Genomic DNA, 14321 nt, shown 5'->3' with positions numbered 1-14321 from the left:
CTTAACTATTTATTTAATTTTCTAAATGTTATATCATTATTATAGAAAGTGACTGCCCTTTACTTAAGTGGCAGTTTCAGTATTTTTTATAAGGTCAGTTTTAAAGGAGAGTTTTATATGGATTTTACTATCCCATTGCAATTACAAAGTAACACACCTATTTACTTGCAAATTTACGAATATATAAAAGCTGAAATTATACAAGGGACTATTTCTGTTGGCACACGTCTACCCTCACACAGAAATTTAGCATCACAACTTAATATTAGCCGCATTACTGTTGAATCAGCTTATCAACAATTATTAGCTGAAGGTTATGTAGAAAGTAAACCGAAACGTGGTATTTTTGTAGCAAATTTCGATATTGACGTTATCCCAAATAAAAAACGAAATGCAGCAAAGAAGACGAGCAATTTGATAGACGAAAAATTCGAATACGATTGTAGCCAAGGGCTTATTGATCAAAATAAATTTCCGATTACAAATTGGAAACGGGCATTACAAGAATCCATACTTACATACGAAAATGCACTATTTGCCAAAGAAGACCCTCAAGGTGAATTCGCTCTTCGAGAGCATATATCAACATATTTATATCATTCTCGCGGTGTACATTCTTCACCTGATCAAATTGTGATCGGTGCCGGAACGCAGCCACTTCTCTGGTTACTACTTCAACTGCTTGGCCCTACAAAAAAATACGGCATTGAAAACCCTGGATTTCACCGTATACACGCAATCATTAAAAGCTGTGATAGACAAATCCATCCCATACCATTGGATGAAAAAGGGATTAATATTTCTAGCTTATACAATACAAATGCCAATGTCGCATACGTTACACCATCACACCAATTTCCACTTGGGATTATTATGCCTTTACCTAGAAGATTAGAATTGTTAAAGTGGGCTAATGATTGCAATGGATACATTATTGAAGATGACTATGATGGAGAGTTTCGCTACGCTGGTAAGCCGATTCCTTCTTTACAAAGTCTTGATTCAAATGAACGCGTTATTTATATGGGGACTTTCTCAAAATCTTTTTTACCTTCTTTACGAATGGGATATGTTGTTTTACCACCACATCTTTTAAAAATATATCAAGAACTGCATGGAATTTTTAAACAAACAGTGGCTACAATACAACAACTTGCTTTTGCTAACTTTATACAAAGCGGGAATTGGGAACGTCACCTTAATCGGAGTCGTACACTATATAAAAGAAAACATCATGCGTTAGTAAAATCCATTATGAAAGAAATGGGGGCTAATGTTCAAATTCTTGGCGAACAGTCCGGACTTCATATTGTTTTATGTGTACATAACAGTATGAATGAAAATGAACTGATTGAATCCGCTAAAAAACAAAGCGTTAAATTATACCCACTTTCTCCATATGATTTCATGAATGATTTACGCAAGGAATCATATGTATTACTCGGTTTTGGTAGTATTCCGGAAAATAAAATTGAGACGTTGGCTACATTATTGAAAGACGCTTGGTTCCCTAGTTGCAAGGAAACTTGTTAACAGTGGGTTTAACTTGTAACATACTAACAATTCAACAAAATAAAAAAGAAGGTTGTTCCAAAATAACTTTTTGGACAGCCTTCTTCTAGTTACTCACCTGACCTAGCTTTCCTTCCCGGACGTTTCACACCAGTCGTTTCTGTTGAATAGGAAGCTTCAATTATAGCGGTTGGATCTACAGAGAGAACGAGATCTTTCATTTTCGGATAAATGAATCGGTTTGTAATGCAATAAATGATTCTCTTATGCTCCCCTAAAAAACCACCTTCTCCATGTAGATACGTAACAGATAGTTGCAATTCTTTCATAAGTAAATCGCCTATTTCTTTATTCTTACCAGAAATAATCATAACGCTCTTACCTTGATTAATACCATCTAATATAAAATCAATCATCTTCGTAACAATATAGAAAATTGCTAATGAGAACATCGCTTGTTCGATTGAAAATAAAATTGCAACAAAGATGAAAATAACTGCATTTACTGCAAGTAAAAATGTACTAATTGGTACATTAAAGTGTTTATTCATCCAAACTGCTAACATTTCCGAACCGTCAATTGCTCCACCCATTTTAACAACAATCCCAACACCAATTCCGAACAGCACTCCACCATAAAGTACAATTAATAACTCAGAAGTCGTAATTGCTGGAAATGGTTTTAAATAAATTAATCCGAGTGTTGTAACTACATTCGCATAAGATGTACGGATAAAAAATTTCTTTCCCATTACTTTTGCAGTAAATAATAAAATTGGGATATTAATTCCTAAGAAAACGCCATAAAGCGGCAATCCTGCAACTTTATTTGCCATAATAGCAATAGCCGTTACCCCGCCATCTACTAATCCATTAGGTGCTAAAATAAGCTCTAATGAACCTGCTACTATAATTGAGCCAATTGTTAATAATACGTATTCAAATACTTTCTTCATTCATTACCCCCAAAGCTTATATATTTTCTTAGTATTATTTTAACGTAATTTTTCTGCTAAGACAAAGATATCAGTTTATATACACAAAAGTTTCACCTTTATCGCTATTTTTATGTAACACATTTAGCGCGTAATACTAGAAACACACTTACCAATTAAAAGTAAGTGTGTTTTTAACATCTATTTAATCTTTACGTACGGCTTCATTTTTAATTCAAGTATTTCCTCAACTGCCCTTTGATATCCACCAGCATTTCTAAGCGACTCTCCCACTTTACGACTATTTTCCTTAAACGTCACATCATCCATTACTTTCTTTACAGTCTCACATAACAATTCAGAAGTTAACTCGTTACGATTAAGTCTTATGCCTGCCCCTACTTCAGTCAATCGTTTTGCAACGAATGGCTGATCTCCTGTTACCGGAATTACAACTAATGGAACACCGTAATATAACGCTTCACTCGAACTATTCATACCACCATGTGTCACGAATACATCAGCATGCTGTAAAACTTCTAATTGCGGGACATAATTATACAACTTAAAGTTTTTCGGGATATTTTCAAATTGACTTATATTTATCTTCTTACCAACGACTAATACGACTGTCGCATCTACATCTTTAAACGCTTCAAAACACTTTTCATACAGAGCAGGTTGCTCATTAAAAACTGTTCCCATAGAAATGAAAATTACTTTTTCATTTTTTAAATCTTCAGTAGGAAAACTCCCCACTTCTTTTCGAGTAGCAATTGATGGACCTACAAATTTATACGATTCATCAAATACATCTGAACGCGGCTGATATTCTTTTGAAGTATATACAATCGTAATATCACCAGGATGGTTCATAATATCATACATACTATTACATTTCATTCCATACTGCTTATTCCATCTTTCCATTCCCGCTAAACAAGATTGATATAATGGATTCATTTCATCTACTTGTCTCGATTCTTGCCCATCATGAAAATTAATGTACTGATTAACAGCAAACGTTGTACAAGATGAAACGCTTGGTAATTGTAAAATATTCGCTATAATACGTCCTACTGGAAAATGATTATCATATATTAAATAATCGTATTTTTCCTCTTTTGTTTCCTCTACAATTTGAGTAACAATACGCTCTGATGCTTCAATCATATGAGATAGCATCGTCAAAGGGCTCCCACCTTCATTTACTCGTTCCATAATATTAATTTGAGAGAGAAAATTCTCAAACACTCGGAATTCCGCACCTGTTGCTTCAACCTTCTTTCTATAATCTTCAATACAATAAGAAACAACTGTTTCCCCTCGCTGAATTAACTCACTTACAATAGCTAAAGTCGGATTAATATGACCTTCCCCAGGGAAATTTATTACGAGTACATTTGCCATAATATTCTCTCCTATCCATTTAATATAATAAAATTAACAATTAATTATATTAATTAATTTAAATCTATTATAAATGAATGCATTCTACTTCTTCATGCTTTTCTCTTCATTTTATTATTGAGAAATATTTTCAATAGTCTACATTATTATGATTCACAATCTTATAAACGAATGCTTAATTCTACTTTTACTCTTCATAGCTTTAAAGATACGAGCTTTACATTCAAATACTATCACTCTGTTTTTTTGACAATTCACACAAAAATGGAGAAATATAATATTTTTAATAAGTTCTCACTATAAATGTAACTATGATTTCAATTTTTTATCTTTATCCCCATAACACATCACCTGTTATATAATAAATTTATAGAATTTACAGAAAAAGAGGTCTTTTCATGTTACAACAACTATTCAATTCACCTATTCTATCCGTTCAAGCCTTGCACCCAGGTTATGAAGATCATGCAAGTGATGTTTTTCTCGTTCAAACAGAAGATACAGAAGTTATCGTTCGTGCTTCTAAAATGAATGAAGAACCAAATAATGATTTTTGGTGGGGATGTAAAAATTTATTTGGAATTGATCCAAGGAACGTCCATCATTTAGAAACGGTACATACATTGCTGCAAGAACATACGAATCTTCCTATCCCAACAATATTAGAAGAACATGTTTTAAATGGCCGTGAATTTGTGGTGGTTGAAAAGTTAGTAGGTAACACAGTTCAATCTTTTATCGAGCAACCAGATTCTATTTTATTCAGCCTAGGAAAAGGACTTGCAGAAATACATAAATTTAAAGCCGATTTCATAGGAAATCCGTCAGGCACGTTCCAAGTTCCACTAGATGAATTCCAATCACATATTTTAAACGTAAGTAAAGAGCTTGTGAATATGTTTTATTCTGATGATGAAAGCATACAAAATACATTCCCTACCTTTGAATCACAACTTTCTTCCCTGTCCGTACCAAAGGAATCTACACTCGTCTTAATTGATATGGATCCTACTCAATTTTTATCTGACGGTACAACTATTACGGGTTTAGTAGATACTGAAGCTTACGCTGTTGCTCCGCGAGAGCTTGATTTTATCGGACTAGAATATGTACTTACCGAAAAAGAAGCACATGCCTTTCAAAGTGGTTACGAAACAATTATGTCTATTCCTCACTTAGAAGAATATAGACAGCCTTATCGTTATTTATACCGACTGTTATCTGTGCAAGGTAATGTGGAATTAAAGAAATGGTTAAGTCACCCATCCTATTTTTAAATACGAATGAGAGGGATTATACAATGGATATTCGGAAAAAGCGTTCTGTAACAGAAAGTGAAATACAGCAAATGAAGGATTTGGCTTATATTTGCGGGCAACAAGACAACCTTGATTACTCTTCAGATTTACATATCAACTTTTTAAAAAATCGAAATGAAGATTATATAAACGATTTTCTTCTTTATAACGGCACTCAATTAATTGGCGCTTTAAATATGTATGATTTTGAAAGACCAACAAAGCTTGAACTAATAGGCTTTGTACATCCTCATTTTAGAAAACAACGTTTCGGAACTATCCTTTTACAAACTGCAATGAAAGAAATACAAAATAGAGAGACAGATGAAGCTCTTCTTATTATCAATGGGGATTCTATTTCTGGGAATGAATTTGTAAAACATATGAAGTTACCATATTTATATAGTGAATATAGTATGGAGTTCAAGACAAACGAACTTCAAAAAACAACAGATAATAATATACAGCTTACTCTTGCAACTTCAGAATCACTTCTTGATCTTATTGAAATTTCTAGTAAAGCTTTTGGTGATTCAGTAGAAAATACGGCTACATGGTTACAAAAAATGATGACTTCACCTTCTCATAAAGTTTACAGTGCTCTTGTCGATAAAAAAATGATAGGAACGATTACAGTTACTGAGCAAGATCATTCTACTATATTATCAGGATTCGCTGTCCACCCTTCCTATCAAGGTAAAGGCTACGGTAAAGCTATTTTAAACTATATGACACATAAGCTCTTCACAAATGGTGCTACAACAATTGAATTACAAGTTGAAACAAAGAATAACAATGCTTTGAAGCTTTATACACAATGCGGTTTTGAAATTATGATGAAGCATGATTATTATAATTTAATGAATAGCAAGGAGAATATTTATGTCTAAAAAACTTATTTATTCTAATTATGATATTTTCGCATCTATTTATAATAAACATTGGGGACATTTTTCTGAACACTCCTATCCAGCTTTTGAACAACTCGTTTTACAATATGCACAACCACGTTCTCATATTTTAGATCTTTGTTGCGGGACTGGTCATCTTACTAGGAAACTACTTGATCATAATTTTGTAGTAACTGGTATAGATGGTTCTACTCAAATGATTGAGTATGCACGTAAAAATGCGCCAGATGCAACCTTTATCGTCGATGACGCTCGCTATTTCAATATAAATGAGCAATTCCACTACGTCATCTCTGCCGGTGATAGTTTAAACCATATTATGAATTTAGATGAACTAAAAAGTGTGTTTCAGAAAGTTTACTCCGTATTACATAACGAGGGTATATTCGCATTTGATATGAATATGGAAAAAGGATTTCTTAAAAACTGGATTGCTTCGTTTCATATTTCAGAGAAAGAATATGTTTGTACGATTGATTCTACATATAATAATGAAAATAAAAAAGCAGAAATGAACTTTATACTATTTCACCATGACATAGATAATAATTGGACAAGAAGTGACTTTTCTTTTGAAGAAGCTTGTTATTCCAATGAAGAAATAATTTCTTCATTGGAATCTGTAGGTTTTAAGAACATTCAATTCCACGGTACAAATAGAGCATTTTTCACTTGCCAAAAATAAAAAAACTGAATCGAAATGATTCAGTTTTTTCTTAATATATTTACAACTGCAGTTGTTTCGTCATTTTCTTTATAGACACGCGGAATTCTTCTATCTAGCATACATGTAACTTCATAGTTTATTGTACCTAACATATCCGCTATTTCTTCTACTGCGATATTTTCTTCACCTTGTTTACCGTAGAATACTACTTCGTCTCCTACTTGTACTGGCATCGCTTTTGAAACATCCAGCATTAACTGATCCATACAAACACGGCCGATAACAGGTACTCGAATCCCGTTAATTAACGCATAGCCTTTATTAGATAATTGACGATTATAACCATCAGCATAACCAATTGGTACAGTCGCAATCCATTCTTCACCAGTTGTTACATACGTATTCCCATAACTTACACCGCGATTCTTCTTCGCATGTTTAATATGAGCTACTTTTGATTTTAACGACAACGCAGGCTGTAAAGAAACGATTGTATGATCCACTTCTTTTGACGGATACATACCGTATACTCCTATTCCAACGCGTACCATATTTTGAAATGTGTTACTTAATTCCATTGATCCTGCACTATTTGAACTATGAATATATGGTATTTGAATTCCTAATTCTCTCGCTGTATTAACAGCTTTTTCAAATAAACTTGTTTGCATATTCGTATATGATTTATCGATTTCATCTGCCGTAGAGTAATGCGTAAATATCCCTACTACCTCTACATACTCCATACGGTTTAATTCTTCTAAAAATGGTTTAACCTCTTCTTCTTGTAAACCGATACGACTCATTCCTGTATCAATTTTCACTTGAATTTGTACTTTCTTTTGAAGACGGTTTGCAATTTCATTTATACCATGTAAATCTTCTACTCTATAAACAGTCATCATAACGTCATATTGAATTACATCTTCTACAGCCGCAACTGGTGTGTATCCTAAAATTAAAATCGGCACAGTAATTCCTGCTTCTCTTAATTCTATCGCTTCATCTACAAATGCAACTGCAAGTTGATTTATTCCTGCTTCAATTGCAGCTTTGGCAACTTCAACTGCCCCATGGCCATACCCATTCGCTTTTACAGCAGCCATCATCTTAATTTTTTCATCATTTACATGTTTTTTAAATTCGTTTACATTATGTTTTACAGCATTTAAGTCAATTTCTACAATTGTATCTCTTCCATATTTCAAACTCATTGGTCTAACTCCTAACTCAATAATTGCATTCCATTCTATTTCACGTTTCATATGACCTTTTACAATATAATACTTTTCATTATGCTAGTCAAACTACTAGAATTTTCGGAATTTTGAGTATGATATAATATCCTCAAGAAACTATTATATACGGAGACGAGGAGAATTACAATGTTTGTTCAATCTGCATTACATCAACTAAAAGTTGCTATTGATACTTCTATTGATATGCTTAACCAATATAGTGAAAACGATTTAAAAATACAACCGATTCACTCAAAACGATCATTATTTGAAATGTATGCACATCTTTCTCTTATTTGTCATGCTGATTTACTCATTTTAAATGGTATTTCAGAAAAAGAATTACATACCTTTTATATAGAACATACGCCCGTAACAGTTGCTCACATGCAACAAACGATGATTGAAGGATACAACCTTCTCTCTAAAACATTTCTTTCCTACCCCCAAATAGAATTAGCAGAAGTTATGACTGCCTATTGGGGGATTTCTTATTCGCGCTTTGAATGGTTACTTGAAATCGTTGCACACTTTTATCATCATCGTGGACAAATTCATATTTTATTATGCGAGCATATGAAAGATCCTCGCATTCCTTTATTTGAGTGATTTTCCACTCATTCATTAATTATAAATAGAGAAGCTACAAAACCAATAAAAAGTATCATTCCTAATAAAATAAATGTTTGAGCATAACCTCCTATTTTCATAAGATAAATAGAAATGATAGGCCCTATACTAGTACCTAAAAATAAAATAAAAGTATAAATAGATACCGCTATTCCCCTTGCTTTCCCTCCTAATTGACCTACAAGAGAAACTAAAGACGGAACGGATATAGCAATACCTATTACAAAACAGACACTCATCATTACAAGTAGAAATAGATACGAAACAAAGCCCATTGAACTTAGACTAAAAATAGCAATCAACAATCCTCCTTGAAGAACTTTCCTTATTTCAAACCTCTTTGTTAAACGACCTGCAAGTGGTGACAGCAACATACCAAACAGCCCTGCTAAGCGAAAATAAAGGATTTGTTCCGCAGTTAAATTGTAAGTAGGAGAGCTCAAATAATTCCCTAAAACAGTATACATATTAACAAAAGCCATTAATAAAACGAATGCAATTATATAGCTTAATACTAAGCTTTTATTTGTAAAAACTTTACCCATCTGTTTAATTGGTCCCAAAATATCAGTATAGGATTGAGACGTCTCTCCTTTCGGAAGAGAATAATAAACCCATATAGCAGTACTTATATAGACAATGCTAAGAAGAAAGAAAACCATATGCCATCCAAAATGCTGACTAACAGCAGTACTTATTACCTGCCCTACAATTCCAGCTACTAAAAAACCGGTACTAACAAACCCTATTGTTGTAACCCTTTTTTCTACTGGGAACATTTCTACAACGTAGGCTAACGCTACTGGAGAAAATGTAGCTGCGGCTATCCCCTGTATACCTCTAAAAATAACAAGCCAAAATAAACTATCTACAAACCCTAAGCAAAAAGAAACTATCGACAGTGCAAGCAATCCAATAAAAATCACTTTTTTTCGTCCATATTTATCAGAGATTGCCCCAAATAACAAACACCCTATAGCAAAGCCAACAGAAAATATACTTCCTGTAGCTGCCGAGTGTGTTAATGACGTATTAAAAATGTTTGAAAATAGAGAGATTAAAGGTATTGTTACATATAGGCTAGACATAACTACCATACCCGACCAACATAATACAGCTGTCATTATTGTATAATTCTTTTCACTATTTACTTCCTTTCCTATTTCCATCATAAACTCTCTCCCTTATTACCATTTATTTTTATTAGTTTAAAACCTCTAGATCACTAAAATAGCATTCCTTTAACTCTTATTTATTTTAATTACATAGCAAAAATTATCACCGTACAAAAAGTTAGTTAAACATATAATAAGACAAGCTAATTATATGTCCAAATAAATAAGTTGATCTTCATAATCAACTTATTTACCTACCTTCTCCTAATTTCACCTGCATAGTTGCTTGCATTTTATTTAATAGCTTTTCTAAAACTTGACGCTCTTCTTGATTAAAGCCATCAACTAACGAAGCGCAAGATAACCAAAAAGTTGGTAAAGAATGTGTAACTAGTTCTTTTCCTTTCGGAGTAATTTTCACCTTTAATCTTCTTCGATCTTTAGAATGGTGGAATCTTACGATTAACTCTCGTTTCTCCATCCAATCTAATAAGCCAGTGACAGAAGCACGTGTAATCCCTAATCGACTCGCAATATCCGAAGGACTCATGTTCACTTCTTCCCCATTCGCTTCCATTTCACGCAAAATAAACAATAGTAAAAAATCTAATTTACTCTCTGAAATACCAAGTGGAGCTAAATCTACGTCAACAGCATCAAGAACATTATCAGACGTCCATAACATTAACAAACCAAGTTTTGCTGCGATTGGATCCGTTTCCGCTGATGCTGTCTTTTTGATTAACTCTGCGTACGGCTCAATCCCTAAAGGAAGAGAATCTTTTCTTGAATCCATTCATCTTCACTCTCCTTTCTCGTTAAATAATTAGCTTACCTAATTACTTTCTCATTATACTCATATTTTTCCTTTTATCGCAAGCACATTGTTGAACAAAAAAATCCTATTATTAAAACAGGATTTTTCACACTGACTAGCTATCAGTTTTAAATAATGCGTAACTTCTTTAAGGCATAAGAAATTCCGCCTTCACTCGCCTTCGTTGTAACGAAATCAGCCCTTCTCTTCAACTCCTCTCCACCATTTCCCATCGCAACTCCTAATCCTACATACTGCAACATCTCAATATCATTTCCACCATCACCAAAAGCAATGGCTTCTGATTTACTAATATTTAAATGTTCCAATACTTTTTGAATTGCAGTTAGCTTCGATACTTTACTATCTTCCAATACATTTATAACGTAACCATGAAAACGGTCAAACGTAAGTGCTGGATATCTTTCAATGAATTTTTGAGCTTCTGCTTCATCGGCATACAGACATATGCAATACATCTCATCTGACAAGTTTTTAACTTTGTCAGGATACCGCTCTAAATTTAAAGTTTCATTTAACGCTTGTATGACACGTTCATCTTTGGAGGCAATATCATTCATTGCAAATTCTTCTGTAAAGTAAGAAACACTGTGACCATGTAATTCAGCAAAATTTGAAATATCATGAACGATTTCGCTTGAAAGTACTGATTTATGTATAACTTCTTCCCCACATTTTATATGTGCACCATTTGCAGAAATATACGTATTTATGCCTAACCCCTTAAATTGTGAGCATAAACTATATGGTCTCCCTGTTGTAACAACTACGTGAATCCCCTTATCTATTAATCTTTGTACCGCTTCTTTTGTACTTTCGTGCATACTTCTATCAATCTCGCTTAAAAGCGTACCGTCAACATCAAAAAATGCAACTTTGTACATAAGTCTTTACATCCCGTCCAAATGATTCGTATCATTAATGAAATGCACCGTTTTTTGTTCACCCTCAATTTCAATTAAACTTATTCCCGTATCTCCCATTTTGAAATAGTAGTCCATTGAAATTGGCATATTGAAAAATGCACGTAATAGACTATTAATTACGCCTCCATGGGCAACAATCGCAATTCGATCATATGTATTCTCTGTCACAATTTTAGAAAAAATCCCTTCTATTCTCATTCGAAACTCAATAAATGACTCTCCGTTTTCAAAACGGTCATGAAGAAACTTTGGTTCTGGATATTTCTTTGCTTCTTCAAATGATAAGCCAGCTTGTATTCCATTATTAAACTCCATTAATTCCTCTTCTAATTGAATTGGACAACCAATTACTTCTGCTAATGTTTCACCCGTTTCACGAGCACGTTTTAATGTGCTTGCCCAAATGAAATCTGGTGCAAAATCTTTTTTCACTTTCTGTACAAGTTTTTGTACTTGTTGTCTCCCTTTTTCAGTTAACTCAAAATCAGCTCGTCCTTCATGCACATGTAAAATATCAGCTTCTGATTCTCCGTGGCGTATTAGTAGTATTTGCATGTTTCTCTCTCCCTTTATTTAACATTCATAAAATTCCATTATATCACATTTTAAGATTTCAAAATAAAAAAGGAACGGTCTCCCGTCCCTCATCCATTCACTTTTTCCGCATCATTCCAATAATATTTACTAAACGCTTCTGTTAACACATCAATTGTGTTATATAATTCATCTAACGTATTATCAACACCACCAACTTCAATTAACATCGCATTTTTCGATAAATCTTGGTTATAAACGCCATTTCCATCTTTTTTATACTTTGGAAAAATCCCTCTACTTAATCCGTAGTAGTTTTCATCTAAATAACTATTGATTGCTCTTGCAATTTTTTCATTTTCAGCACGCCTTTCATTTTCCATCCCAATTATAAAATATAATCTTGCATACGATTTCCCGTTAATTACTTTTGTTGTTACTTTCTTACGCTGGTCATCACGATGTATATCAATCGGAAACGCAATTTTATTATTTTGTGCTAATGCTTCTTTTACATATTCATGAGACGCTTTATATGACTGATACCATACCCACTTTTTACTCGCTAATAAATCACCCATATTCGTTTTATCGTGAATTACTGGAATTCCTTGCCCCTCAAGTTGTTCCTTCATACGTTTTCCTAGTAAGGACACATTTACATCTGGGCTAGATGGATCAGTTGCCCCTGGTAATAATGGAAAGAAGGATTCCCAGCTATGTGTATGATAAATATATACTGCACTCTCACCTTTTTTCGCTCCGTTCTTTTTCTGAACCGGATTATTCTTTTCCGCTTCTGTAACTTTATCTTTTGCTACTTTCCGCTCTTTCGTTACTTCTTCAATCGGTACACTAGATTCATTTGGGATATTCGTCAAGTTTGTCCCTTCCCCAGCTACGATAATGTTAGAATAATACTTTGACATACCAGGTACTTCTTTACCGACAAATGTTCTTAAATCTTTAATCTTCAAATCTGTCGCAATAGAGAACATTAAATTCCCAACTGACTCTCGTTTATTCTGCTTAAAATAATCAAATCCATAATAGCGATTCTCACTTTCTATCATTTGAACAAAACCTTGCATCGATACTTTTCCAAACCATTGATTTGCATAATTCGATTTCATTGTATGTAAAAGTGACGTCAGAATCGACGCTATCATAATTACTATTAGCGCATATAAAAGGAGTAACGAAATTAGTTTCTTCCCACGTATTCGAGTTGCATACTTTTTCACTGCATCACCTTCTTTATACATGGATATGTACAAGCTTTTCGGAATATACGCACAAAAAAAGAGAAATGGTATCCCATTTCTCTTCCTCACTTTTATTGTTCTTTTCCTGTATCATTTGAAGGTAGTTTCTTCGCTTGTTTTTCTTTAAATATTTCTCCAATTGCCCCAAGAGTACCAAGTGTTTCAATTGCATTAGACGGAATAAAGACTTTATTTGCTGGTCCTTTTGCAACTTCTTCTAATGATTCAAATGATTTATAAGCAAGTATACGTTCATCTATATTCGCTTCACGAAGCAATTCAATACGGTTTTGTTCTGCTTTTGCGATTTCTTCAATTGCTCTTGCTTCCCCTTGCGCTTCTAATTCTTTCGCTTCTTTTAAACCTTCAGCTTCGCGAATACGCGCTTCTTTATCCCCTTCAGCCATCAAGATTTTACTTTGCTTTTCCCCTTCAGCGCGAAGAACTTTATCTTGTTTTGCTGCTTCAGCTTCTAAAATAATCGCACGTTTATTACGCTCAGCCTTCATTTGTTTTTCCATTGATGCTTGCACATCTTTTGGCGGGTTAATATCAACAACTTCGACACGTTCAATACGTACGCCCCATTTTTCTGTTGCTTCATCAAGCGCTAAGCGGATTTCTGTTGAAATTTTTTCACGACCAGATAACGTTTCATCTAGTTCCATTTTACCGATGATTTGACGCATCGTTGCTGAAGTAATATTACGAACACCATATTCATAGTTTGAAATACCATATGTCGCAAGTTCTGGTTCAACAATTTGATAGAAAATAATTGTATCAATTTCTACTTGAACATTATCTTTCGTAATTACCTTTTGCGGTGGTACATTCGTTTGTTGAATACGTAAGTCATGATATACACGGACACGATCTACAATTGGTATTAAAATATTTAACCCAGGGTGCATGATACGTTGAAACTTACCAAATCTTTCAACAACCCCAACTTTTTGCTGAGGAATAATTTTAATTGTTAATGCGATAAATGTAACTACAATTAGTGCGAATATAATCGTTAACGTTAATGCTACCATAT

At 33.6% G+C, this 14321-nt stretch carries 14 protein-coding genes; 5 read left to right on the top strand and 9 right to left on the bottom strand.

Annotated features, from left to right (window positions below):
• Positions 1-117: 117 nt before the first annotated feature.
• Complete coding sequence (gene pdxR, locus CN409_RS05590; protein ID WP_097980848.1) at positions 118-1533, top strand: MocR-like pyridoxine biosynthesis transcription factor PdxR; 1416 nt, start codon at positions 118-120, stop codon at positions 1531-1533.
• A gap of 89 nt (positions 1534-1622) precedes the next feature.
• On the opposite strand, the gene CN409_RS05585 is transcribed toward pdxR, so the two are convergent.
• Entirely contained in the window at positions 1623-2468 is an 846-nt protein-coding gene (locus CN409_RS05585) for a YitT family protein (RefSeq protein ID WP_000755126.1), read from the bottom strand.
• 180 nt (positions 2469-2648) lie between these two features.
• Entirely contained in the window at positions 2649-3857 is a 1209-nt protein-coding gene (locus CN409_RS05580) for a macrolide family glycosyltransferase (RefSeq protein ID WP_000024469.1), read from the bottom strand.
• A 398-nt stretch (positions 3858-4255) separates the two neighbouring features.
• Between CN409_RS05580 and CN409_RS05575 the strand changes: the two genes are divergently transcribed.
• The 3 genes from CN409_RS05575 to CN409_RS05565 are packed head-to-tail and all read left to right on the top strand — an operon-like array spanning position 4256 to position 6751.
• Positions 4256-5134 carry a protein kinase family protein gene (locus tag CN409_RS05575; protein ID WP_081143886.1) on the top strand — a complete coding sequence of 293 codons (879 nt, stop codon included), beginning with the start codon at positions 4256-4258 and terminating at the stop codon, positions 5132-5134.
• 23 nt (positions 5135-5157) lie between these two features.
• Positions 5158-6045: a GNAT family N-acetyltransferase gene (locus tag CN409_RS05570; protein WP_000354633.1), complete on the top strand. Its 888-nt coding sequence runs from the start codon at positions 5158-5160 to the stop codon at positions 6043-6045.
• Entirely contained in the window at positions 6038-6751 is a 714-nt protein-coding gene (locus CN409_RS05565; protein ID WP_000038499.1) for a class I SAM-dependent methyltransferase, read from the top strand. Before CN409_RS05570 ends, CN409_RS05565 begins: the two co-directional genes overlap by 8 nt.
• Positions 6752-6771: 20 nt before the next feature.
• Here the strand turns inward: CN409_RS05565 and alr are convergent, their stop codons facing one another.
• Complete coding sequence (alr, locus tag CN409_RS05560) at positions 6772-7947, bottom strand: alanine racemase (protein WP_014895227.1); 1176 nt, start codon at positions 7945-7947, stop codon at positions 6772-6774.
• Between the two features lie 171 nt (positions 7948-8118).
• Between alr and CN409_RS05555 the strand changes: the two genes are divergently transcribed.
• Entirely contained in the window at positions 8119-8580 is a 462-nt protein-coding gene (locus CN409_RS05555) for a DinB family protein (RefSeq protein WP_097980847.1), read from the top strand.
• Positions 8581-8588: 8 nt separating this feature from the next.
• On the opposite strand, the gene CN409_RS05550 is transcribed toward CN409_RS05555, so the two are convergent.
• The 6 genes from CN409_RS05550 to CN409_RS05525 form a co-directional block, all read right to left on the bottom strand.
• A complete protein-coding gene (locus tag CN409_RS05550; RefSeq protein WP_033668968.1) occupies positions 8589-9770 on the bottom strand; it encodes an MFS transporter in 1182 nt (393 codons plus the stop codon).
• 196 nt (positions 9771-9966) lie between these two features.
• Positions 9967-10512: a MarR family winged helix-turn-helix transcriptional regulator gene (locus tag CN409_RS05545; RefSeq protein ID WP_000378334.1), complete on the bottom strand. Its 546-nt coding sequence runs from the start codon at positions 10510-10512 to the stop codon at positions 9967-9969.
• Positions 10513-10661: 149 nt separating this feature from the next.
• Complete coding sequence (locus CN409_RS05540) at positions 10662-11438, bottom strand: Cof-type HAD-IIB family hydrolase (protein ID WP_097980846.1); 777 nt, start codon at positions 11436-11438, stop codon at positions 10662-10664.
• 6 nt (positions 11439-11444) lie between these two features.
• Positions 11445-12035, bottom strand: a complete 591-nt coding sequence (locus tag CN409_RS05535) for a histidine phosphatase family protein (protein ID WP_001166447.1) — start codon at positions 12033-12035, stop codon at positions 11445-11447.
• 89 nt (positions 12036-12124) lie between these two features.
• Positions 12125-13330 (bottom strand): stage II sporulation protein P, encoded by a 1206-nt coding sequence (gene spoIIP, locus CN409_RS05530; RefSeq protein ID WP_430793628.1) that lies wholly within the window; start codon positions 13328-13330, stop codon positions 12125-12127.
• A 20-nt stretch (positions 13331-13350) separates the two neighbouring features.
• On the bottom strand, positions 13351-14319 hold the full coding sequence (locus CN409_RS05525) for an SPFH domain-containing protein (RefSeq protein WP_000226256.1): 969 nt from the start codon (positions 14317-14319) through the stop codon (positions 13351-13353).
• Between the last annotated feature and the right edge of the window lie 2 nt (positions 14320-14321).

Source organism: Bacillus sp. AFS012607 (genome assembly GCF_002558005.1).
Taxonomy (GTDB): domain Bacteria; phylum Bacillota; class Bacilli; order Bacillales; family Bacillaceae_G; genus Bacillus_A; species Bacillus_A thuringiensis_S.
Note: the sequence above shows the minus strand (reverse complement) of the source record. Positions and strands in the feature narration are given on the sequence as shown.